18 protein-coding genes are annotated in these 24,519 nt (G+C 44.1%); 17 read left to right on the top strand and 1 reads right to left on the bottom strand.

All coding sequences use genetic code 11. From position 1 onward, the window contains the following. Positions 1–25 precede the first annotated feature (25 nt). From glpO to MK385_RS04235, 13 genes are all read left to right on the top strand, one after another. Complete coding sequence (gene glpO, locus MK385_RS04295; RefSeq protein ID WP_129313617.1) at positions 26–1,852, top strand: type 1 glycerol-3-phosphate oxidase; 1,827 nt, start codon at positions 26–28, stop codon at positions 1,850–1,852. Between the two features lie 70 nt (positions 1,853–1,922). Continuing rightward, positions 1,923–2,627: an MIP/aquaporin family protein gene (locus MK385_RS04290; RefSeq protein ID WP_129313616.1), complete on the top strand. Its 705-nt coding sequence runs from the start codon at positions 1,923–1,925 to the stop codon at positions 2,625–2,627. A 226-nt stretch (positions 2,628–2,853) separates the two neighbouring features. Continuing rightward, positions 2,854–2,985, top strand: coding sequence for a teichoic acid D-Ala incorporation-associated protein DltX (locus MK385_RS04285; RefSeq protein ID WP_129313615.1), 132 nt, complete (start codon positions 2,854–2,856; stop codon positions 2,983–2,985). 20 nt (positions 2,986–3,005) lie between these two features. Continuing rightward, on the top strand, positions 3,006–4,553 hold the full coding sequence (gene dltA / locus MK385_RS04280; protein ID WP_268725382.1) for a D-alanine--poly(phosphoribitol) ligase subunit DltA: 1,548 nt from the start codon (positions 3,006–3,008) through the stop codon (positions 4,551–4,553). Then, positions 4,553–5,797, top strand: a complete 1,245-nt coding sequence (gene dltB / locus MK385_RS04275) for a D-alanyl-lipoteichoic acid biosynthesis protein DltB (RefSeq protein WP_268725381.1) — start codon at positions 4,553–4,555, stop codon at positions 5,795–5,797. Before dltA ends, dltB begins: the two co-directional genes overlap by 1 nt. Before the next feature lie 12 nt (positions 5,798–5,809). Beyond that, entirely contained in the window at positions 5,810–6,049 is a 240-nt protein-coding gene (gene dltC / locus MK385_RS04270) for a D-alanine--poly(phosphoribitol) ligase subunit DltC (RefSeq protein WP_000351973.1), read from the top strand. Then, the gene (dltD, locus tag MK385_RS04265; RefSeq protein WP_268725380.1) at positions 6,042–7,310 is read left to right on the top strand and encodes a D-alanyl-lipoteichoic acid biosynthesis protein DltD; all 1,269 of its coding nucleotides are present in this window, start codon (positions 6,042–6,044) and stop codon (positions 7,308–7,310) included. Before dltC ends, dltD begins: the two co-directional genes overlap by 8 nt. Before the next feature lie 141 nt (positions 7,311–7,451). After that, on the top strand, positions 7,452–9,488 hold the full coding sequence (gene nt5e, locus MK385_RS04260) for a cell surface ecto-5'-nucleotidase Nt5e (protein WP_268725379.1): 2,037 nt from the start codon (positions 7,452–7,454) through the stop codon (positions 9,486–9,488). 147 nt (positions 9,489–9,635) lie between these two features. Continuing rightward, the gene (gene adcR / locus MK385_RS04255; RefSeq protein ID WP_001249325.1) at positions 9,636–10,076 is read left to right on the top strand and encodes a zinc-dependent transcriptional regulator AdcR; all 441 of its coding nucleotides are present in this window, start codon (positions 9,636–9,638) and stop codon (positions 10,074–10,076) included. After that, positions 10,076–10,780, top strand: coding sequence for a metal ABC transporter ATP-binding protein (locus MK385_RS04250; RefSeq protein WP_129313611.1), 705 nt, complete (start codon positions 10,076–10,078; stop codon positions 10,778–10,780). The genes adcR and MK385_RS04250 overlap by 1 nt, the downstream gene beginning before the upstream one ends. Then, positions 10,773–11,579, top strand: coding sequence for a metal ABC transporter permease (locus MK385_RS04245; RefSeq protein ID WP_042767601.1), 807 nt, complete (start codon positions 10,773–10,775; stop codon positions 11,577–11,579). The genes MK385_RS04250 and MK385_RS04245 overlap by 8 nt, the downstream gene beginning before the upstream one ends. A gap of 9 nt (positions 11,580–11,588) precedes the next feature. After that, positions 11,589–13,094, top strand: coding sequence for a zinc ABC transporter substrate-binding protein AdcA (locus MK385_RS04240; RefSeq protein ID WP_268725378.1), 1,506 nt, complete (start codon positions 11,589–11,591; stop codon positions 13,092–13,094). Positions 13,095–13,627: 533 nt separating this feature from the next. Continuing rightward, positions 13,628–15,307, top strand: coding sequence for an alpha-L-fucosidase (locus MK385_RS04235; RefSeq protein ID WP_268725387.1), 1,680 nt, complete (start codon positions 13,628–13,630; stop codon positions 15,305–15,307). Positions 15,308–15,343: 36 nt separating this feature from the next. Here MK385_RS04235 and MK385_RS04230 read toward each other — a convergent pair whose 3' ends face one another. After that, positions 15,344–17,431 (bottom strand): GH92 family glycosyl hydrolase, encoded by a 2,088-nt coding sequence (locus MK385_RS04230; RefSeq protein WP_268725377.1) that lies wholly within the window; start codon positions 17,429–17,431, stop codon positions 15,344–15,346. Between the two features lie 170 nt (positions 17,432–17,601). On the opposite strand from MK385_RS04230, the gene MK385_RS04225 reads away from it, so the two are divergent. The 4 genes from MK385_RS04225 (at position 17,602) to MK385_RS04210 (ending at position 24,444) form a co-directional block, all read left to right on the top strand. Next, positions 17,602–18,882: a glycoside hydrolase family 125 protein gene (locus tag MK385_RS04225; protein ID WP_268725376.1), complete on the top strand. Its 1,281-nt coding sequence runs from the start codon at positions 17,602–17,604 to the stop codon at positions 18,880–18,882. A 76-nt stretch (positions 18,883–18,958) separates the two neighbouring features. Further along, positions 18,959–21,604, top strand: coding sequence for an alpha-mannosidase (locus MK385_RS04220; RefSeq protein WP_268725375.1), 2,646 nt, complete (start codon positions 18,959–18,961; stop codon positions 21,602–21,604). 96 nt (positions 21,605–21,700) lie between these two features. Continuing rightward, a complete protein-coding gene (locus tag MK385_RS04215; RefSeq protein ID WP_268725374.1) occupies positions 21,701–22,570 on the top strand; it encodes an ROK family protein in 870 nt (289 codons plus the stop codon). After that, positions 22,564–24,444 carry a beta-N-acetylhexosaminidase gene (locus MK385_RS04210; RefSeq protein WP_268725373.1) on the top strand — a complete coding sequence of 627 codons (1,881 nt, stop codon included), beginning with the start codon at positions 22,564–22,566 and terminating at the stop codon, positions 24,442–24,444. Before MK385_RS04215 ends, MK385_RS04210 begins: the two co-directional genes overlap by 7 nt. Positions 24,445–24,519: the final 75 nt, after the last annotated feature.

Raw genomic sequence — 24,519 nt, 5'->3', positions numbered from 1 at the left:
CGACTCAGTTAGAAAGTGTGTAAATATGGAATTTTCAAAGAAAACACGTGAATTGTCAATTAAAAAAATGCAGGAACGTACCTTGGATCTCTTGATTATTGGTGGAGGGATTACAGGAGCTGGTGTAGCTTTGCAGGCTGCAGCCAGTGGTCTTGACACTGGTTTGATTGAAATGCAGGACTTTGCAGAAGGGACTTCTAGCCGTTCGACTAAACTGGTCCACGGAGGTCTGCGTTACCTCAAACAATTTGACGTGGAAGTGGTATCAGATACAGTTTCTGAACGTGCAGTAGTCCAACAAATCGCTCCACATATTCCAAAACCAGATCCAATGCTCTTGCCAGTTTACGATGAAGATGGAGCGACCTTTAGCCTCTTCCGTCTCAAAGTAGCCATGGACTTATACGACCTTTTGGCAGGTGTTAGCAACACGCCAGCTGCTAACAAGGTCTTGAGCAAAGAAGAAGTCTTGGAACGCCAGCCAAACTTGAAAAAAGAAGGCTTGGTAGGAGGTGGGGTTTACCTTGACTTCCGTAACAATGATGCGCGTCTCGTGATTGAAAACATTAAACGTGCCAATCAAGATGGTGCCCTCATTGCCAACCACGTTAGGGCAGAAGGTTTCCTCTTTGACGAAAGTGGCAAGATTACAGGTGTTGTAGCTCGTGATTTGTTGACAGACCAAGTCTTTGAAATCAAGGCTCGTTTGGTTATCAACACGACAGGTCCATGGAGCGACAAGGTACGCAATCTGTCTAATAAGGGAACGCAATTCTCACAAATGCGTCCAACCAAGGGAGTTCACTTGGTAGTGGATTCAAGTAAGATCAAGGTTTCACAGCCAGTTTACTTTGACACAGGTTTGGGAGATGGTCGTATGGTCTTTGTTCTCCCACGTGAAAACAAGACCTACTTTGGGACAACCGATACAGACTACACAGGTGATTTGGAACATCCAAAAGTGACGCAGGAAGATGTGGATTATCTACTTGATATTGTCAACAACCGCTTCCCAGAAGCAAATATCACCATTGATGATATCGAAAGTAGCTGGGCTGGTCTTCGTCCATTGATCGCAGGCAATAGCGCTTCTGACTACAACGGCGGAAATAACGGTACCATTAGCGACGAAAGCTTTAACAGCTTGATTGCGACTGTCGAAGCTTATCTATCGAAAGAAAAAACGCGTGAAGATGTTGAATCTGCTGTTAGCAAGCTTGAAAGCAGCACATCTGAGAAACATTTGGACCCATCTGCAGTTTCACGTGGTTCAAGCTTGGACCGTGATGACAATGGCCTCTTGACCCTTGCTGGTGGTAAAATCACAGACTACCGTAAGATGGCTGAAGGGGCTATGGAGCGCGTGGTTGATATCCTCAAAGCAGAATTTGACCGTAGCTTTAAACTCATCAATTCTAAGACTTATCCAGTTTCAGGTGGAGAATTGAACCCAGCAAATGTGGACTCAGAAATTGAAGCCTTTGCGCAACTTGGAGTGTCACGTGGCTTGGATAGCAAGGAAGCTCATTACCTAGCAAATCTCTACGGTTCAAATGCACCGAAAGTCTTTGCCCTTGCTCACAGCTTGGAACAAGCGCCAGGACTCAGCTTGGCAGATACCTTGTCCCTTCACTATGCAATGCGCAATGAGTTGGCTCTGAGCCCAGTTGACTTCCTCCTTCGCCGTACCAACCACATGCTCTTTATGCGTGATAGTTTGGATAGCATTGTGGAGCCAGTTCTGGATGAAATGGGACGATTCTATGATTGGTCAGAAGAAGAAAAAGCAGCCTACCGTACGGATGTTGAAGCAGCTCTTGCTCAAAATGATCTAGCGGCATTAAAAAATTAAGAAAAACTAGAAGAGAGGGAGGCAAGCCTTCCTTGCCTTCTCTTTCCTTCTTTTAAATGGAGACAACGATATGATGAAAGAATTATTTGGAGAATTTTTGGGGACCTTAATCCTTATCCTCCTAGGAAATGGTGTTGTAGCAGGTGTGGTTCTTCCTAAAACCAAGAGTAACAATTCAGGGTGGATCGTCATCACGATGGGATGGGGGATCGCCGTTGCGGTTGCCGTCTTTGTATCTGGCAAACTTAGTCCTGCACACTTAAACCCAGCTGTGACGCTTGGTGTAGCCTTAAAAGGTGACTTGCCTTGGGCTTCAGTATTCCCATATATCCTAGCTCAGTTCGCTGGAGCGATGGTGGCTCAGATTTTGGTTTGGTTGCAATTCAAACCACACTATGAGGCAGAAGAAAATGCAGGCAATATCCTAGCGACCTTTAGTACTGGACCAGCAATCAAGAACACAGTATCCAACTTGGTTAGTGAAATCCTTGGGACTTTTGTCTTGGTATTGACAATCTTTGCTTTGGGTCTCTATGACCTTCAGGCAGGATTAGGGACCTTTGCAGTGGGGACCTTGATTGTCGGTATCGGTCTTTCACTAGGTGGGACAACGGGTTATGCCTTGAACCCAGCTCGTGACCTTGGCCCTCGCATCATGCACAGCATCTTACCAATTCCAAATAAGGGAGACGGAGACTGGTCTTATGCTTGGATTCCAGTTGTAGGGCCTATCATTGGTGCAGCCTTGGCAGTCCTCGTATTTTCACTTTTCTAAGATAAAAGAGTTATTGTCAATAGAGTTTGAGATGGAAGTCTCAGGCTCTTTTTTAATGACCAAAACATTAATATTTTAACTTATCTTAAAATAAGCTAAAACCATTTTTTAAGTTATGGTAAACAGTTGAAAAAAAGGTTGATAAAGTGGTAAAATGTTAGGAAGATAAGGCAGTAATTGCTGATTTGCATAGCTTTTCTGAAAATTTACAAAAAAGAAGTCGAATATGAAAAAAAAGAGAACATTTTATATTTTTTTTGCTCAAACATTTCTGTATTTCGTTATTTTGCTTGGTTTGCTTTATTTTTTTAGTTACCTTGGACAGGGGCAAGGTGGCTTTATCTATAACGAATTTTAACTCAAAGGAGAAAACCTATTGTGTCAAATAAACCCATAGTTGATATGATTGAAACGATTGAGCACTTTGCTCAGACACAAGCTAGTTATCCTGTTTACAACGTTTTGGGGCGAGAGCATACTTATGGAGATTTGAAGGTTGATTCGGATAGTTTGGCTGCAGCCATTGATCAGTTGAATTTGCCAGAAAAATCTCCAGTCGTCGTTTTTGGTGGTCAGGAATATGAGATGTTGGCTACCTTTGTAGCGCTAACTAAGTCAGGTCATGCCTACATTCCTATTGACAGCCATTCGGCCTTGGAACGAGTTTCTGCTATCGTAGAAGTTGCAGAGCCAAGTTTGATTATTGCCATCTCGAATTTTCCATTAGAGCAAACTAGCATACCGATGCTGAATTTAGAGCAAGTCCATGAAGCTTTTGCTCAAGCTTCTAGCTACGAGATGAACCATCCAGTCAAGGGAGATGATAATTACTACATTATCTTTACTTCTGGTACGACCGGTAAGCCTAAGGGAGTGCAGATCTCCCATGACAATCTCCTCAGCTTTACCAACTGGATGATTACAGACAAGGAATTTGCGACGCCAAGTTGTCCACAAATGCTGGCCCAGCCGCCTTATTCTTTTGACCTGTCTGTTATGTACTGGGCGCCGACCTTGGCACTAGGTGGTACACTTTTCGCTCTTCCTTCAGCCATTACTCAGGACTTCAAAAAACTCTTTGCGACCATCTTTTCCTTGCCCATCGCTATCTGGACTTCGACGCCTTCTTTTGCGGATATGGCTATGTTGTCAGAAGACTTTAATAGTGAGAAAATGCCAGGAATCACGCATTTCTACTTTGATGGTGAAGAATTGACGGTCAAAACAGCTCAAAAACTGCGTGAGCGTTTCCCAAATGCCCGTATCATCAATGCCTACGGCCCGACAGAAGCGACAGTGGCTTTATCGGCAGTGGCAATTACAGATAAGATGCTAGAAACTATGAAACGTCTACCGATCGGCTATACCAAGGCGGATTCTCCGACCTTTATCCTTGATGAGGAAGGTAAGAAAGTTCCCAATGGTGAGCAGGGAGAAATCATCATTTCTGGACCAGCTGTTTCAAAAGGCTATATGAACAATCCTGAAAAAACAGCAGAAGCCTTTTTTGAGTTCGAAGGTCTTCCAGCTTACCACACAGGAGATGTGGGAACTATGACAGATGAGGGCTTGCTTCTCTACGGTGGACGGATGGACTTCCAGATTAAGTTTAATGGTTATCGTATTGAGCTTGAAGATGTCTCTCAAAATCTCAATAAGTCTCGCTTTATTGAATCAGCTGTCGCTGTCCCACGTTATAACAAAGACCACAAGGTACAAAATCTATTGGCCTATGTCATCCTAAAGGACGGTGTTCGTGAACAGTTTGAACGTGATATCGATATTACCAAGGCTATCAAGGAAGACTTGACTGATATCATGATGTCCTATATGATGCCGTCTAAATTCCTTTATCGGGATAGCCTACCGCTGACTCCTAATGGTAAGATTGACATCAAGGGCTTGATCAATGAGGTAAACAGCTGATGATGGAATTTTTCAAACAGCTTCCTCATTTGGAACCTTATGGGAATCCACAGTATTTTCTATACATCATCGGAGCGACCTTGCCCATCTTTATCGGTCTTTTTTTCAAGAAACGTTTTGCCTTGTACGAGGTGCTTGTTAGTCTTTTCTTTATCCTAGCCATGTTGACAGGTGGGAAGACGGATCAAATAAGCGCTTTTACTCTTTATGTTATCTGGCAAGTACTTCTTGTATCTTTCTACAAAAGATACAGGAAACAACGGGATAGTAAATGGATATTTTACCTAGTTAGCTTTTTATCTCTATTGCCTATTGTCTTTGTGAAAGTATCTCCTGCTATTCATGGACCTCAATCTTTGTTTGGATTTTTAGGGATTTCTTACCTAACCTTTCGTGCTGTTGGGGTTATCGTTGAGTTAAGAGACGGTGTCATTAAGGATTTAACGATTTGGCAATTCTTACGTTTTCTTCTCTTTATGCCGACTTTCTCGAGTGGTCCCATTGATCGTTTTAAACGCTTCAATGAAAATTATGAGACCATTCCTGAACGGGATGAGTTAATGAACATGCTAGAAGGGGCTGTCAAGTATATCATGCTTGGCTTTCTCTACAAGTTTATCTTGGCCCATATTCTAGGAGAGATTTTGCTACCTCCTTTAAAGAACTTGGCCCTGCAGACTGGTGGTTTCTTTAATCTCTACGCTTTAGCGGTCATGTACACCTTTGGTCTGGAGCTCTTCTTTGATTTTGCGGGCTACTCTATGTTTGCCTTAGCCATTTCAAACTTGATGGGTATTCATAGTCCGATCAACTTTAACAAGCCCTTTTTGTCAAGGGATTTAAAAGAGTTTTGGAATCGCTGGCACATGAGTCTGTCTTTCTGGTTCCGTGACTTTGTCTTTATGCGGATGGTCATGGTGTTGACCAGAAAGAAGGTCTTTAAAAATCGCAATGTGACCTCAAGTGTAGCCTATATTCTCAATATGCTGATTATGGGCTTTTGGCATGGTGTGACCTGGTACTATATCGCCTATGGACTTTTCCATGGGATTGGGCTGGTCATCAATGACGCTTGGCTTCGTAAGAAAAAAGCGCTCAATAAAGAACGGAAAAAAGCTGGAAAGGGTTCCTTACCTGAGAATCGCTGGATTCAGTTGCTTGGCATGGTTGTCACCTTCCATGTCGTGATGGTTTCATTCTTAATCTTTTCTGGATTTTTGAATGATTTGTGGTTTAAAAAATAAAAGGATATTAAAATGGATATCAAATCAGAAGTTATTGAAATTATTGATGAGTTGTTTATGGAAGATGTTTCTGACATGATGGATGAAGATCTTTTTGATGCTGGTGTCTTGGATAGCATGGGAACGGTTGAATTGATTGTTGAGATTGAAAACCGTTTTGACATTCGTGTGCCAGTGACGGAGTTCGGTCGCGATGACTGGAATACAGCCAATAAAATCGTAGAAGGTATTACGGAGTTGCAGAATGCTTAAGCGCTTGTGGTTAATCTTTGGCCCTCTGCTTCTTGCTAGTATTCTTGTCTTCTTACTAATCTTTTTCTATCCAAACAATCCAAGTCATAATTTGATGGAAGAGAAATATTCTGCGGCAGCGATTAGTTCGGAAAGTTTTAAAGAGAGAAGTCAAAAAGTGAGAGCCTTTACGGAACCAAATATGCGCTTTATTCCCTTTTTTGGCTCAAGTGAGTGGATTCGTTTTGATAGCATGCACCCAGCGGTCTTGGCGGAGAAGTATAGCCGTCCCTACCGTCCTTACTTTTTGGGGCAAGCAGGAGCAGCTTCTCTCAATCAGTATTTCGGCATGCAGCAGATCTTGCCAGAAATCGAGGAAAAGCAGGCGGTATTTGTCATTTCGCCTCAGTGGTTTACAGAGGAGGACTATGAACCAGCATTCTTCCAAAACTACTTTAACAACGATCAGTTGACAGCCTTTCTAGAGAATCAATCGGGAGATATAGCAGCCAAACATGCAGCTAAACGTCTCTTAAAGCAAAATCCTGGAGTCTCTATGAAGGGGATCGTTGAGAAGCTGTCAAAGGGTGAGGAATTATCAGAGGTCGACCATGCTATTATCAAGGCTTTTGCACGTTTTAATGAGCGTCAGGCTTCGCTATTTGGGCAATTTTCCATTCGAGGAAAACTCAAGTACAAGGAACATGTGGAGAACTATTTAAAAGATCTTCCGGATCAATTTTCTTATGAAGAGTTAGAAAAAATTGCTCGAAAGGATGCAGAAGCCAATACCAATAATAACGATATGGGAATTGAAAATCAATTTTATAAGACTCAGGTGAAAGACTACCTCGAGAAGTATAAGGGCTATCAAAAAAATTACAATTTCCTCAAGTCGTCTGAATACAATGATTTGCAGTTGGTTCTCAATCAATTTGCCAAATCAAAGGTCAATGTTCTTTTTGTGATCCAGCCTGTCAATAAAAAATGGGTGGCCCATACAGGGCTCAGCGAGGAAATGTACCAACATGCTGTTGAAAAAATTCGTTACCAGTTAGAAAGTCAGGGTTTCACCAACATTGCTGACTTTTCTAAAAAAGGTGGAGATCCCTACTTTGTCAAGGATACGATTCATATTGGTTGGTTGGGTTGGCTAGCTTTTGATAAGGTTGTCAATCCCTTCTTAACGGATCCGACCCCAGCTCCAGACTATAAAATGAATGACCGCTTCTTCAGCAAGGACTGGGCGACCTATGATGGAAAGATCAAAGATTTTCAATAGATTAAGAAAAAACTTGAACTTTTTGGTTCAAGTTTTTTTGTTAAATAGCGAATATTTGAGAGAGAAATAGGTCAAAAGTTTAAATTTTTTCAGAAATAGCGTATAATGTAATAGAAAAGAAGAAAAGAAAGGGATTTTAAAATGAACAAACGTTCTTTGTTACCTGTCTTGTCGACAGCCCTGTTAGCTCCAGCCTTCTTAGCTGGACAAGTCTATGCTGAAGAAGCAGCTACCCCTGCAGAAAGTCCTGCAGTCGTAGCAAATCCAGCAACTTCAGAAACTCCTGTAGCTCCAACAACAGAGGTGGCAAGTCTCACAAGTGCTGAATCGGCGGAAGCAAAGGAAGCTCCTGTTGAATCTCCTAAAAGCGAAGAAAAAGACACCGTTATCTTGCACACCAATGATGTTCACGGTCGTATCGTAGAGGAAAAGGGAGTTATTGGAGATGCTAAGCTAGCGACTGTCATCGAGCAGGAACGCGCGAAATCAAATCAAACGACTCTCGTCGTAGATGCTGGAGACGCCTTCCAAGGTTTACCGATTTCCAACTCTACAAAGGGTGAAGCACGCGCTGAAATTCTCAATCAGATGCAGTATGATGCCATGGCAGTAGGAAACCATGAGTTTGACTTTGGTTTGGACGAAGCTAAAAAATACAAGGAAATCTTGAAATTCCCATTACTTAGCTCAAATACCTACGTCAATGGTGCTCGTCTCTTTGAAGCTTCTACAATCGTTGATAAAGATAAGACTGTGGAAGGTGATGAGTTTGTTGTAATCGGCGTGACAACACCTGAAACAGCTACCAAAACTCACCCTAAAAATGTCAAAGGAGTAACTTTTACAGATCCAATCTCTGAAGTCAATAAGGTCATCGAAGAAGTTCAAGCCAAGGCTCGTGCAGAAGGTAAGGACTACAAACACTATGTTGTGCTGGCTCACTTGGGTGTGGATACTACAACTCCAGTCGAATGGCGTGGTTCAACTTTGGCAGAAGCCTTGTCTAAAAATCCTCGTTTGAAAGGGAAACGCGTAACAGTAATCGACGGTCACTCTCATACAGTAGAATCAACGACTTATGGAGATAATGTTACCTATAACCAGACAGGAAGCTACCTTCATAATGTAGGAAAAATCACCTACAAATCACGTCAGCTTTTGGGCAATCCAACTCAGATTCCGGCTGCTGATGCTAAAAAATTACCAGCCAATCCAACAGTTGAAAAACTAGTCAAAGACATTAAACAAAAATACGATGCTGAAAATGCTGTTGAAGTCGTTTCAAACAGTCCTGTAGAACTCAACGGCGATCGTGAAAATGTTCGGGTTCGTGAAACTAACCTCGGAAACGTCGTAGCGGACTCCCTCTATCAGTATGGTCAGACAGGATTTAGTCATCCGACTGACATTGCTGTTACAAATGGTGGTGGCTTGCGTGAAACTATTGCAAAAGGCAAACCGATTACGAAAGGAAATGTCATTGCCGTTCTTCCATTTGGAAATACCATCTCACAAATCCAAGTGACTGGGCAACAAGTATTGGATATGTTTGAAAAATCACTCGGATCTATCTTGCAGGTCGATAAGGATGGCAAGAAGGTCTTGGATGAGAACGGACAACCATTGCTAGAACCAAGTGGTGGCTTCTTGCAAGTTTCAGGTGTGAAGGTCTACTATGATACCAATCTACCATCAGGTAAACGTGTCTTGGGCATCCAGGTCAAAAACCGCACAACTGGTCGTTATGATCTTCTAGACCTCGCAAAAACATACTATCTTGCAACTAATGATTTCTTAGCTGCGGGTGGCGATGGCTACACGATGTTAGGTGGTGCGCGAGAAGAAGGTCCTTCTATGGATGCTGCCTTTGAAGATTATCTGAAAACCGCTGATTTGACTCAGTATGAAAAGATCAATCCGAACTCACGGACGATTTCTGTGGATTCTAAAAACTTTAGTCTACCAGCAGAAACGCCTCAAACGAATGCAGCTGCTAGCGATGCGACTACGAATGTGCCATTGACTTATGAGGTGGCAGGTCAATTTAGCAAGAAGGCAGTTGTCTCAGAAAAAGCTCTCCCAAATACAGGAAGTGAACAATCCATCTTCTTGCTCTTGATGGGAATGGTAGCTGGTCTGGCAGGTATCTTATCGAGCAGAAAACCAAAGCTAAAATAGGTTAAATTTCACATCTAGAAGAGTCTAGGGAAACGTTTTTACGCCTTTTTCCCTTGACTCTTTTTTGGTTTATGATATAATTAACCAGTAAAGAATCTGTGGCTATCTATGTTTTTTACGAAAAGATAGCTAGGGAAGGAGTAACACATGAGACAGCTTGCACAGGAAATCGATAACTTTTTAAACGAGGTGATCTTGAGATCTGAGAACCAGCATGAAATTCTGATCGGGCATTGCACCAGTGATGTAGCCTTGACCAATACTCAGGAACACATCCTCATGCTCTTGTCAGAAGAATCCTTAACTAACTCGGAGTTGGCTCGTCGTCTCAATGTCAGTCAGGCGGCAGTGACCAAAGCTATCAAGTCTTTGGTCAAAGAGGGCATGTTAGAGACATCCAGAGATCCCAAGGATGCGCGTGTGATTTTTTATCAACTGACAGAGCTAGCTCGACCAGTAGCGGCAGAACACCACCATCATCATGAACACACGCTCTCAGCCTATGAACAAGTAGCAAATCAGTTTACTCCAAATGAACAAGAAGTCATCCAGCGGTTTTTAACTGCTTTAGTAGGAGAAATCAAATAATGCGGTATATTACAGTAGAGGACTTGTCTTTCTATTATGACAAAGAACCTGTCCTCGAGCATATCAACTACAGTGTTGATAGTGGGGAGTTTGTCACCCTGACTGGTGAAAATGGGGCTGCCAAGACGACGCTTATCAAGGCTAGTCTGGGCATCTTGCAGCCGAGATTTGGCAAGGTAACCATCTCAAAGACAAACACTCATGGGAAAAAGCTTAGGATAGCTTATCTTCCCCAGCAGATTGCTAGTTTTAATGCTGGTTTTCCAAGTACGGTTTATGAATTTGTCAAGTCGGGTCGCTATCCGCGAAAGGGCTGGTTCCGTCGTTTGAATGCCCACGATGAGGAGCATATCAAGGCTAGTCTAGACTCAGTTGGTATGTGGGAACACCGTGATAAACGGATTGGTTCCCTCTCTGGTGGGCAAAAGCAACGGGCGGTTATTGCACGGATGTTTGCTTCTGACCCAGATATCTTTGTCTTGGATGAGCCGACGACAGGGATGGATGCAGGGAGCAAAAATGAATTTTACGAACTCATGCACCACAGTGCTCACCATCATGGTAAGGCCGTTTTGATGATTACGCATGATCCAGAGGAGGTCAAGGCCTATGCAGACCGCAATATCCATCTAGTGCGTAACCAAGACTCGCCGTGGCGTTGTTTTAACGTTCACGAAAGCGACCAGGAGGTGGAACATGCTTAGTTTGTTATCCTATGACTTCATGCAGCGGGCCTTCTTGGCTGTCATTGCCATGAGTCTCTTTTCACCAGTTCTTGGGACCTTCCTTATCTTACGTCGTCAGAGTTTGATGAGTGATACTCTCAGTCACGTTTCCTTGTCAGGGGTTGCCTTTGGTCTGGTTTTGGGGATTTCTCCAACTATTTCGACCATTGTCATTGTCTTGATAGCTGCGGTCTTTCTGGAGTATCTCCGTACGGTTTACAAGAACTTTATGGAAATCGGGACTGCCATCCTCATGTCGACAGGGCTTGCAGTCTCCCTTATCGTGATGAGTAAGGGGAAAAGTTCGAGTTCCATGAGTCTGGATCAATACCTCTTCGGTTCGATTGTGACTATCAGTGAAGAGCAGGTCCTTGCCCTCTTTGTCATTGCTACAGTCGTTTTGCTCTTGACTTTCTTGTTCTTACGTCCTATGTACATCCTGACCTTTGATGAGGACACGGCTTTTGTAGATGGGCTACCTGTCCGCACTATGTCTATCCTCTTTAACATGGTGACAGGGGTGGCCATTGCCCTCATGATTCCAGCTGCAGGAGCTTTGTTAGTGTCAACCATTATGGTCTTGCCAGCTAGTATTGCCCTTCGTCTGGGGAAAAACTTCAAATCCGTTATGTTACTAGCTAGTGCGATTGGCTTTTTGGGAATGGTAGCAGGTCTCTATATTTCCTACTATGCGGAAACACCTGCCAGCGCTAGTATTACCATTATCTTTGTAGCTGTCTTTTTATTAGTCAGTCTACTCAAGCGTTATATCAAATAGGAGACGAAAATGAAAAAACTTAGCTTCCTTTTGGCAAGTCTTGTGACAGTATTCTTAGTAGCTTGTTCCAATCAAAAACAGGCAGATGGGAAATTAAATATCGTGACAACCTTTTACCCTGTCTATGAATTTACCAAGCAAGTCGCAGGAGATACCGCTAATGTAGAACTTCTAATCGGTGCTGGGACAGAACCTCACGACTACGAACCTTCCGCCAAGGCAGTTGCCAAAATCCAAGACGCAGATACCTTTGTCTATGAAAATGAAAACATGGAAACTTGGGTTCCCAAATTGCTAGAATCCTTGGATAAGAAAAAAGTTAAGACTATCAAGGCGACAGGCAATATGCTGCTCCTACCAGGAGGTGAGGAAGAAGAGGAAGGTCATGATCACGGGGGTGAAGGTCACCATCATGACTACGATCCCCACGTTTGGCTTTCACCAGCACGCGCCATCAAACTGGTAGAGCATATCCGTGACAGCTTGTCAGCAGATTATCCTGATAAAAAAGAGACTTTTGAGAAGAATGCAGCTGCCTATATTGAGAAGTTACAAGCCTTGGACAAGGCCTACACAGATGGCTTGTCTCAAGCTAAACAAAAGAGCTTTGTGACCCAGCATGCTGCCTTTAACTACCTTGCTTTGGACTACGGTCTCAAGCAAGTATCAATCTCAGGTCTTTCACCAGACGCAGAACCATCAGCAGCTCGTTTAGCAGAGTTGACAGAGTATATCAAGAAAAACAAGATTTCTTATATCTACTTTGAAGAGAATGCCTCTCAAGCCCTTGCCAATACCCTTTCCAAAGAAACGGGTGTCAAACTAGATGTGCTCAATCCGCTAGAAAGTCTGACAGAAGAAGCAACCAAGGCCGGTGAGGACTATATCTCCGTGATGGAGAAAAACCTCAAGGCTTTGAAGCAAACAACAGACCAAGAAGGACCAGAAATCGAGCCAGAAAAGGAAGAAAACACCAAGACAGTTCACAATGGTTACTTTGAGGATGCAGACGTCAAAGATCGTACCTTGAGTGACTATGCAGGTAACTGGCAGTCTGTCTATCCTTTCCTTGAAGATGGAACTTTTGATCAAGTCTTTGACTACAAGGCTAAGTTGACTGGCAAGATGACCAAGGATGAGTATAAGGACTACTATAGAAAAGGCTATCAGACAGATGTGACCAAGATCAACATCACGGATAACACTATGGAATTCATCCAAGGTGGCCAAAGCAAGAAATTCACCTACAAGTATGTCGGCAAGAAAATCTTGACTTATAAGAAAGGCAATCGTGGCGTGCGCTTCCTCTTTGAAGCGACAGATGCAGATGCTGGACAGTTCAAGTATGTTCAGTTTAGTGACCACAATATCGCCCCAGTTAAGGCAGAACATTTCCATATCTTCTTTGGAGGTACTAGCCAAGAAGCTCTCTTTGAAGAGATGGATAACTGGCCAACTTATTACCCAGATAATCTATCTGGCCAAGAAATCGCCCAAGAAATGTTGGCGCATTGATGCAAGAGAAGATCCCGCAAATCTGCGGGATTTTTTGCTAGAAATGATTATCTCTGAATAGGTTGTGGGCGTTATGGTACCGCAGTTGTGCTGTTCACAATGTGATAAAGAAGTCATTTTCTACTGGCTACTTCTAACTGGCTGACGAATGCAAAAGCTACGATTGTACAAATTATAGAATCTTTTCAGGGGATTTAGGAAGGGATCTTAATCATATTGACGCTACTATCGCTTTTTGTTATAGTCAAGGAGAGAGCGGTCTGGAACAATAGCTTATTCACAGTCTGTGGATAAGTCTGAGGAAGAATGATATCTAATCCATGGTGTTGAAGTATTCTGATAATAGTTCCGTATACTAGTGACTTTCTAGAAAGCTAGTAGAAACCCTAGTATAAAGCTATTTGACAAAGGTCTGTTTAGGGGGAAGGTTTCCAATTCTAAGAGCTGGAGTCTGAAAAGACTAGTTTTTAGGAATGTTTTCTTATCCACAAGTTGTGGATAACTTTGTGAACAAGAGAAAGAGATATGAGATGATGACAAAAATAAAACCGCATGGACCATTACCAAGTCAGGCCCAGCTAACTTATCTGGGAGATGAGCTAGCAGCCTTTATCCACTTCGGTCCTAATACCTTTTATGACCAGGAATGGGGGACAGGGCAGGAGGATCCTGAGCGCTTTAACCCGACCAAGTTGGATGCGCGTGAATGGGTTCGGGTGTTCAAAGAAACAGGTTTTAAAAAACTGATTTTGGTGGTCAAGCACCACGATGGATTTGTGCTCTACCCGACAGCACATACAGACTATTCGGTCAAGGCTAGTCCTTGGAGGAAAGGAGCGGGGGACTTGCTCCTTGAAGTTTCCCAAGCTGCAACTGAGTTTGACATGGACATGGGAGTGTATTTGTCTCCTTGGGATGCTCACAGTCCCCTCTATCACGTGGACCGAGAAGCGGACTACAATGCCTACTATCTGGCTCAATTGAAGGAAATCTTGTCAAATCCTGCCTATGGGAATGCCGGTAAGTTCACTGAGGTGTGGATGGATGGTGCTCGAGGCGAAGGGGCCCAGAAGGTCAACTATGAGTTTGAGACCTGGTTTGAAACCATTCGTGACTTGCAGGGCGATTGTTTGATTTTCTCAACTGAGGGAACTAGTATTCGCTGGATTGGAAATGAACGAGGCTATGCAGGGGAACCCTTGTGGCAAAAAGTCAAGCCAGACCAGTTAGGAACAGAGGCGGAATTAGATTATCTACAGAACGGAGACCCCTTGGGGACGCTATTTTCAATCGGTGAGGCAGATGTTTCTCTTCGCCCAGGCTGGTTTTATCATGAGGATCAGGATCCTAAGTCTCTCGAGGAGTTGGTCGAGATTTATTTTCACTCGGTAGGGCGGGGAACACCTCTCTTACTCAATATTCCGCCTAATAAAGATGGACTCTTTGACGAAAAGGATATCCAGTGTCTCTATGAATTTGCTGCCTACCGTGACGAACTCTATAAAGAAGATTTGGCTCTGGGAGCCAAGGTATCTGGCCCTGCTCTATCACCAGAATTTGCCTGTCATCATCTGACAGATGGACTGGAAACTAGTTCATGGGCAAGTGATTCAGAGTTGCCAATCCAATTAGAATTCGATTTAGGGGCTCCTAAAGCTTTTGATGTGATTGAGTTAAGAGAAGATTTGAAGCTGGGGCAACGCATCTCTGCTTTCCGTGTTCAGGTAGAGTTGGATGGTGTCTGGCAGGAGTTTGGTTTTGGCTATACTGTTGGCTACAAACGTCTTTTACGAGGAACAGTAGTTGAGGCGCAGAAGATACGCGTGACCATTACAGAGGCACAGGCTTTGCCTTTGTTAACTAAGATTTCTCTCTATAAAACGCCTGCCTTTTCGAAAAAAGCAAACTCTCAGGATCTAGATTTTTCTGAGAGCAGTCTAGCTGTGGCAAAGGGAGAAAATGTCCACTTTACAGTGAAGCGCAGAGAATCTAGTATTCCTTTAGAAGCTAAGATTTCGATTCAACCAGGGACGGGTGTGCATGGTGTCGCCTATCGGGACGAGATTCAAGTCCTTACGTTTCAAGCTGGTGAGATTGAAAAAAAGCTGACGATACCAACCTTGTATTTTGCAGGAGATAAAAGCTTAGATTTTTATCTGAATCTGACGGTAGATGGGCAGCTTGTTGACCAGCTTCAGGTCCAAGTTTCATAAAAGAAGAACCTTTGCGCGATGCAAAGGTTCTTTTGGTTATGAGTGATTTGGTAGCCAGCTGAGAGTGAAGGTCAGTTGCTCAGCTTTTAAGAGGTCTTGATGTTGAATGCTAGATACTGGGTTATTGTCCAATCGGCATTCTTTGACAAAGTTGAAATGGCTGTAGTTTTGCTCGGCATGGATATCCAGCCATTTATTTTCCTTAGCTAGGTAGATACGGAGGTGGTCAAAGAGAGGGGCTCCGAGATCATAGCTGGGCTTACCCGGACAGGTCGGGTAGAATCCAAGAGCCGACCAGATGTACCAAGCAGAGAGACTACCATTGTCCTCATCGCCAGAATAGGCTTGCCAACTTGGGTGAAAGGCTTTCTGACGTATCGACTTGATGAGAAGAGCAGTGTAGTCAGGGTAGTCACTGTAGCGGAAGAGATAAGGGATGTGGAAACTAGGTTGGTTGGAAATGGCGACTTGTCCAAAGGGAGCAGTAGCCATCTCGCTCATCTCGTGAATCTCGTAACCATAGCCAGTCGTTTCAAAGAGAGGAGCATCCTGACAGGCTTTCAATAGATAATTGCTGAAGGCTTCTTTTCCGCCCATCAGTTGGATTAAGCCTGGGATGTCGTGGAGGATGCCTAAAGTCGTTTGAATGGCAGAGCATTCGGCGTAGTCTCGTCCCCAACTATAAGGAGAAAAGTCAGGGCGGAAGTTGCCTTGGCTGTCTCGCGCTCGCATGTAGCCTGTCGCAGTGTCAAATAGATTGCGGTAATTTTGTGACGCAACCTTATAAGTCAGTGCGATGTCATTCTGACCAAGCTTTTCGGCACAGCTAGCGATGCAAAAATCACTATAGGCGTAGTCTAGGGTATGGCTGACGCTTTCGTGGTGGTCAGTAGAGAGGTAGCCTAACTCTTGGTATTGAGTTAGGCCATGGCGACCATTGATGCCGAGAGGGTCAGACTTGCTGGCTGTTTCAAGCATGGCTTGGAGGAGTTCTTTTTCTAGGTCGGGGACCATGTCCTTGCAGGCGCTATCTGCGATAATGCCGTCCAATAGAGTACCAGGCATAATACCACGTTCATCTGGAGCCAGCCATTTTGGAAGGAATCCAGTATCGCGGTAGCTATTGAGGAAACCTTCTAAAAAGCGGTGATAGTGTTCTGGTATAATAAGGGCAAAGAGAGGGAAGGTGGTGCGGAAGGTATCCCAGAAGCCATTGTTGCTAAAGAGGACGCCAGGCTTGACAGTACCAGTAGCCAGATCCATGTGGATGGCTTGCTCTGATTCATCAACCTCATAAAAAGTCTGTGGGAAGAGGAAGAGTCTGTAAAGGCAGTGATCAAAGAAGGTTCGGTCAGCTTCTCCTGTCTCCATAATATCAAAACGATGGAGGAGGTTTTCCCAGTCCGCTTTCGCACTTGCTTTACAGCTATCAAAATTCTCTTGAGGTAGATTAAGCAGAGCTTGAGAAGGCGATATGAAAGAAGTTGCTAGTTGAATCTCGGCTTGACTACTTGCTAAGTCAATTCGCCAGTCTCCACCTTCTTGGCTGACAGCAAGAATATCCGTATTCATTTGTAGAGCAGTAAACAGTATCAGCGGATTTTTATTGGTCTCTGTTTTACCTTCTTGTCGTAGGGCAAGATTCCTCTTATCCACTTGCTCCACTGTCAATTCATCTGCTGCGTGAAGGTAGAGGGCGAGGGCTTTGCCTTGCTTTTGCTCTAAACGAATAGAGGCACCATAGCAAGTTGGTGTGAGCTGGGTTTCAATCTGATAGCGTAGGGATAAAATCTTCAGATAATGAGGTTGGAAAGAGGACTTATCCATATCATAGGAAGACTGACGATGAAAGAGACCGTCTCCACCAATCTGGCCTGTGATAGGTGTTAGGAGTAGCCAAGAATAGTCGCCAATCCAAGGACTTGGTTGATGGGTCAATCGAATCCCCTGAAAGACGGGCAGATGTGGATCGAAAAACCAAGCTCCCTCCTGGTTACTGGTCTGGGGCACAAAGTAATTCATCCCAAAAGGAACGCCCGTGTAGGGCAGGGTATTTCCTCGAGAAAAGGCATGCTTGCTAGCGGTCCCAAAGCGGGTATCGATGGTTTCAAGTAGTAGTTTCATGGTCTTTCCTTTAGCTATTTTTCTACATTATATCAGAAAAATGAGACCTTTAGAGAGGAGGTTCGAAAGTAAGCAATTTTGTAGAAAAATGACTATCATTTGTGTATGTATTTTCTGTCTCAAAAACTATATACTGAACATGAAACTTGTTTGAAAGAGGAAATTGCACGATGATTTATTCGAAAGAAATTGTTAGAAAATGGCTAGATGAGGTAGCGGAGCGCGCCAAGGACCATCCGGAGTGGGTGGATGTCTTTGAGCGTTGCTATACCGACACCTTGGACAATACGGTTGAGATTCTAGAAGATGGTTCAACCTTTGTATTGACAGGGGATATTCCTGCCATGTGGCTTCGGGATTCGACTGCCCAACTCAGACCCTACCTTCATGTGGCTAAAAGAGATTCTCTCTTACGTCAGACCATTGCAGGTTTGGTAAAGCGTCAGATGACCTTGGTGCTCAAGGATCCTTATGCCAACTCCTTTAACATTGAGGAGAATTGGAAGGGGCACCATGAGACTGATCACACCGACCTTAACGGCTGGATCTGGGAGCGTAAGTATGAGGTGGACTCGCTTTGTTATCCTTTGCAGTTGGCTTATCTCCTTTGGAAAGAGACTGGTGAGACCAGTCAGTTTGATGACACTTTTGTCACAGCGACCAAGGGAATCCTTCATCTCTGGACAGTAGAGCAGGACCACAACAACTCTCCATATCGCTTTATTCGGGATACAGACCGCAAGGAAGATACACTGGTAAATGATGGTTTTGGTCCTGACTTTGCCGTGACAGGAATGACCTGGTCAGCCTTCCGACCAAGTGATGACTGCTGTCAGTATAGCTATTTGATTCCATCCAATATGTTTGCAGTCGTTGTCTTGGGTTATGTCCAAGAAATCTTTGCAGAATTGAATCTAGCTGATAGCGAGAGTGTCATCGCAGACGCTAAACGTCTGCAAGCAGAGATCCAAGAAGGGATCGAAAACTACGCCTACACCACCAATAGCAAGGGCGAAAAGATTTACGCCTTTGAAGTGGATGGTCTAGGAAATGCTAGCATTATGGATGATCCAAACGTACCAAGTCTACTGGCTGCTCCATATCTTGGTTACTGTGCAATTGACGATGAGGTTTACCAAGCAACTCGTCGTACCATTCTGAGCCCTGAAAATCCATACTTCTACCAAGGAGAATATGCTAGCGGACTCGGAAGTTCTCATACCTTCTATCGCTATATCTGGCCGATTGCCCTTTCTATCCAAGGCTTGACAACAAGAGATAAGGCGGAGAAGAAATTCTTGCTCGATCAGCTCGTTGCCTGCGATGGTGGCACAGGTGTCATGCACGAAAGCTTCCACGTAGATGATCCAACGCTCTACTCTCGCGAATGGTTCTCTTGGGCCAACATGATGTTCTGTGAGTTAGTCTTGGATTACCTGGATATTCGCTAGTGAGCTATCGCTCAACAGATTCTGGTAAAGAATCACAAATATATTTTTAAATTTAAGTTAGAATGAGGTTTAACTCATGGAAAATGTTGTTGTACATATTATCTCACATAGTCACTGGGATCGTGAGTGGTACTTGCCTTTTGAAAGCCACCGGATGCAGTTGGTGGAATTGTTTGACAATCTTTTTGATCTCTTTGAAAATGACCCTGAGTTCAAGAGTTTCCACTTAGATGGACAAACCATTGTCCTCGATGACTATTTGGAAATTCGCCCTGAAAATCGCGACAAGGTCCAACGTTACATTGACGAAGGCAAACTCAAAATTGGTCCCTTTTACATCTTGCAGGATGATTACTTGATTTCAAGTGAAGCCAACGTCCGCAATACCTTGATTGGTCAAGCAGAATGTGCAAAATGGGGCAAATCAACCCAGATTGGTTACTTCCCAGATACCTTTGGAAATATGGGACAAGCTCCTCAAATCCTTCAGAAATCAGGCATTCACGTGGCAGCCTTTGGGCGTGGTGTGAAGCCGATTGGATTTGACAACCAAGTTCTCGAAGATGAGCAGTTCACTTCCCAGTTTTCAGAAATGTACTGGCAGGGTGCAGACGGAAGTCGTGTCCTCGGTATCCTCTTTGCCAACTGGTACAGTAATGGAAATGAAATTCCAGTGGATAAAGACGAGGCCTTGACCTTCTGGAAACAAAAATTGGCAGACGTGCGTGACTATGCTTCGACCAACCAATGGTTGATGATGAACGGATGTGACCACCAGCCAGTACAGAGAAATCTGAGTGAGGCCATTCGTGTGGCAAATGAACTCTTCCCAGATGTGACCTTTGTGCATAGTTCATTTGATGACTATATCCACGCAGTAGAAAGTGCTCTGCCGGAGCAACTATCTACGGTTACAGGTGAGTTGACCAGTCAGGAAACAGACGGTTGGTACACACTTGCTAACACTTCTTCATCCCGTATTTACCTCAAACAAGCTTTCCAAGAAAATAGTAACCTCCTAGAACAAGTCGTGGAACCATTGACGGTCATCACTGGTGGACATAACCACAAGGACCAGTTGACCTATGCTTGGAAAGTCCTTCTACAAAATGCGCCCCATGATAGTATCTGTGGCTGTAGTATTGACGAGGTTCACCGTGAGATGGAGACACGTTTTGCCAAGGTCAACCAAGTCGGAAACTTCGTTAAGACCAATCTTCTCAACGAGTGGAAGGGTAAAATTGCAACTCAGGAAGCCCAAAGCGACCATCTCTTTACAGTTATCAATACAGGCTTGCATGACAAGGTTGACACTGTCAGCACAGTGATTGATGTAGCGATTTGTGATTTCAAGGAATTGCACCCAACAGAAGGCTATAAGAAGATGGCAGCCTTGACCTTGCCAAACTACCGTGTCGAAGACTTGGAAGGCCATGCTGTAGAAGCGAAAATTGAAGATCTGGGAGCTAATTTTGAGTATGATTTACCAAAAGACAAGTTCCGCCAGGCTCGTATCGCTCGACAAGTGCGCGTGACAGTCCCTGTTCATCTAGCACCTCTCTCTTGGACAACCTTCCAATTGCTCGAAGGAAAACAAGAACACCGTGATGGTATTTACCAAAACGGAGTGATTGATACGCCATTTGTAACGGTCAGTGTGGATGAAAATATCACAGTTTATGACAAGACAACTCATGAAGCTTATGAAGATGTTCTTCGCTTTGAAGACCGTGGTGACATTGGAAATGAGTACATCTATTTCCAACCAAAAGGAACAGAGCCTATCTACGCAGAACTCAAAGGCTGTGAAGTCTTGGAAAATACAGCTCGTTTTGCCAAGATCTTGCTCAAGCATGAATTGACAATTCCAGTAAGTGCAGACGAAAAATTAGATGCGGAACAAAGAGGCATCATCGAGTTTATGACGCGTGAAGCTGGGCGCTCAGAAGAGTTGGCAACCCTTCCTCTGGAAACAGAGATGACCGTCTTTGTTGACAATCCACAAATCCGCTTCAAGACTCGCTTTACCAATACTGCCAAGGACCACCGTATCCGTCTCTTGGTTAAGACTCATAACACGCGTCCAAGCAATGACTCTGAAAGCATCTATGAGGTGGTGACAAGACCAAACAAACCAGCTGCTTCTTGGGAAAATCCTGAAAATCCACAACACCAACAAGCCTTTGTCAGCCTTTATGATGATGAAAAAGGAGTGACGGTGGCCAATAAAGGACTGCACGAGTATGAAATCCTTGGCGACGATACCATTGCAGTGACCATCCTTCGTGCTTCAGGTGAGCTAGGTGACTGGGGTTACTTCCCGACACCAGAGGCTCAGTGTTTGCGTGAGTTTGAAGTCGAATATGCTCTTGAATGCCACCAAGCACAAGAACGCTTCTCAGCCTTCCGTCGTGCTAAAGCCTTCCAAACACCATTCACTAGTCTTCAGGTTGCTAAACAAGAAGGAAGTGTTGCTGCGACTGGTAGCCTCTTGAGTCATGCGGCACTTAGCTTACCACAAGTTTGCCCAACAGCCTTTAAAGTGGCGGAAAATGAAGAAGGATATGTTCTCCGTTACTACAATATGAGTCAAGAAAATGTGCGCATATCAGAACACCAACAAACCATTCTTGACTTACTTGAGCGACCATATCCAGTTCATTCAGGACTATTGGCTCTACAAGAAATTCGTACAGAATTGATTAAAAAAGAAGACATTTAACAGTTTTAAAGTGTTTGATAACTAATACTATGAGATAGAAAGGAGGGGCGAAAGAGTAAGGATTAACTACTGATTCGTCCCTTTTTTGGTGAAAATATGACGATTGCAACCATTGATATCGGAGGGACTGGGATTAAGTTTGCCAGTCTGACTCCTGATGGAAAAATACTAGATAAGACAAGTACACCGACACCAGAAACCCTAGAAGATTTACTGACTTGGCTAGACCAATGCTTGGCAGAGAAAGATTATAAGGGCATTGCCATGAGCGTTCCAGGCGCGGTCAATCAAGAAACAGGTGTGATTGAGGGAATCAGTGCTGTGCCTTACATCCATGGCTTTTCTTGGTATGAGACGTTTGCTCATCATCAGCTACCTGTCCATCTAGAAAATGATGCCAACTGTGTTGGACTTAGTGAACTGCTGGCTCACCCAGAGATTGAAAATGCAGCCTGTGTCGTGATTGGGACAGGAATTGGCGGAGCTATGATTATCAATGGCAAACTTCACCGTGGTCGCCACGGCTTAGGTGGTGAGTTTGGCTATATGACAACCATTGAACCAGCAGAAAAGCTCAACAACTGGTCGCAACTAGCTTCTACAGGAAACATGGTTCGCTACGTAATTGAAAAATCTGGTCAGACTGACTGGGATGGTCGCAAGATTTACCAAGAGGCCGCAGCAGGCAACGCTCTTTGTCAAGAAGCTATTTTGCGCATGAACCGTAATCTGGCGCAAGGATTGCTCAATATCCAGTATCTAATCGATCCAGATGTCATTAGTCTGGGAGGCTCTATCAGTCAAAATCCAGATTTTATCCAAGGCGTCAAAAAAGCTGTTGATGCATTTGTCGAAACCTACGAAGAATACACGGTCACACCTGTTATCCAAGCTTGCACCTATCATGCAGATGCCAATCTTTATGGTGCCTTTGTCAACTGGTTGCAGGAGGAAAACCAATGGTAAGATTTACAGGACTTAGTCCCAAACAAACTCAGGCAATCGACTTGCTGACAAAGCATATCTCTTTACCGGATGTGGAAATTGCAGTCGCTCAGTCTGACCAAGCCTCTATCTCTATCAAGGGTGAGGATGGACATTATCAACTAACCTATCGCAAACCTCACCAACTTTACCGCGCCTTGTCCTTGTTGGCAACAGCTCTAGTAGAAGGTGATAAGGTAGAGATTGAAGAACAAGCTGCTTACGAAGAGTTGGCCTACATGGCAGACTGTTCGCGAAATGCAGTACTAAATGTGGCTTCTGCCAAACAGATGATTGAAGTCTTGGCTCTCATGGGCTACTCAACCTTTGAGCTTTACATGGAAGATACTTATCAGATTGAGGGACAACCTTACTTTGGTTATTTCCGTGGTGCTTACTCGGCTGAGGAGTTGCAGGAAATAGAAGCCTACGCCCAGCAGTTTGACATGACCTTTGTGCCTTGTATCCAGACCTTAGCCCACTTGTCGGCCTTCGTCAAATGGGGGGTTAAGGAAGTGCAAGAACTCCGTGATGTGGAGGATATTCTCCTTATCGGCGAAGAAAAGGTTTATGACCTGATTGATGGCATGTTTGCGACGCTATCTAAACTGCAGACTCGCAAGGTCAATATCGGGATGGACGAGGCTCACTTGGTTGGTTTGGGGCGCTACCTCATTCTGAACGGTGTTGTGGACCGTAGTCTCCTCATGTGCCAACACTTGGAGCGTGTGTTGGATATTGCAGACAAGTATGGTTTCCACTGCCAAATGTGGAGTGACATGTTCTTCAAACTCATGTCAGCAGATGGCCAGTACGACCGCGATGTGGAAATTCCTGAGGAAACTCGTGTCTACCTAGACCGTCTCAAAGATCGTGTAACCTTGGTTTATTGGGATTATTACCAAGATAGCGAAGAAAAGTACAATCGTAATTTCTGCAATCACCACAAGATTAGCCAAGATATCGCCTTTGCAGGTGGTGCTTGGAAGTGGATTGGTTTTACCCCACACAACCATTTCAGCCGTCTAGTGGCTATCGAGGCCAACAAAGCCTGTCGTGTCAATGATATCAAAGAAGTGATTGTGACAGGTTGGGGGGATAATGGTGGTGAAACAGCCCAATTCTCTATCCTACCAAGTCTGCAAATCTGGGCAGAGCTCAGCTACCGCAATGACCTAGACCGTTTGTCTGCTCACTTCAAGACCAATACAGGTCTATCAGTTGAGGAATTTATGCAGATTGACCTAGCCAACCTCTTGCCAGACCTACCAGGCAATCTCAGTGGGATCAATCCCAACCGCTATGTCTTTTATCAGGATATTCTCTGCCCGATTCTTGACAGACACATGACACCTGAACAGGACAAACCGCACTTTGCTCAGGCAGCTGAGACGCTTGTTGAAATCAAAGAAAAAGCTGGGAACTATGCCTACCTATTTGAAACTCAGGCCCAGTTGAACCAGATTTTAAGTAGCAAAGTGGATGTGGGACGACGCATCCGTCAGGCCTACCAAACAAACGATAAAGAAAGTCTGCAAGAAATCGCCAGACAAGAATTACCAAAACTCAGAAGCGAGATTGAAAACTTCCATGCTCTCTTTAGCCACCAATGGCTGAAAGAAAACAAGGTCTTTGGTTTAGATACGGTCGATATCCGTATGGGCGGACTCTTGCAACGTATCAAACGAGCAGAAAGCCGTATAGAGGCTTATCTGGCAGGTCAGATTGACCGCATCGACGAGCTAGAAGTTGAAATCCTACCATTTACTGACTTCTACGCAGACAAGGATTTCGCAGCAACTACAGCCAACCAGTGGCACACTATTGCGACCGCATCGACGATTTATACGACTTAATACTCTTCGAAAATCTCTTCAAACCACGTCAGCTTCGCCTTGCCGTATAGATGTTACTGACTTCGTCAGTTTTAT

Origin of the sequence: Streptococcus oralis (assembly GCF_026782125.1) — a bacterium.
GTDB lineage: Bacteria > Bacillota > Bacilli > Lactobacillales > Streptococcaceae > Streptococcus > Streptococcus oralis_CE.
Note: the sequence above shows the minus strand (reverse complement) of the source record. Positions and strands in the feature narration are given on the sequence as shown.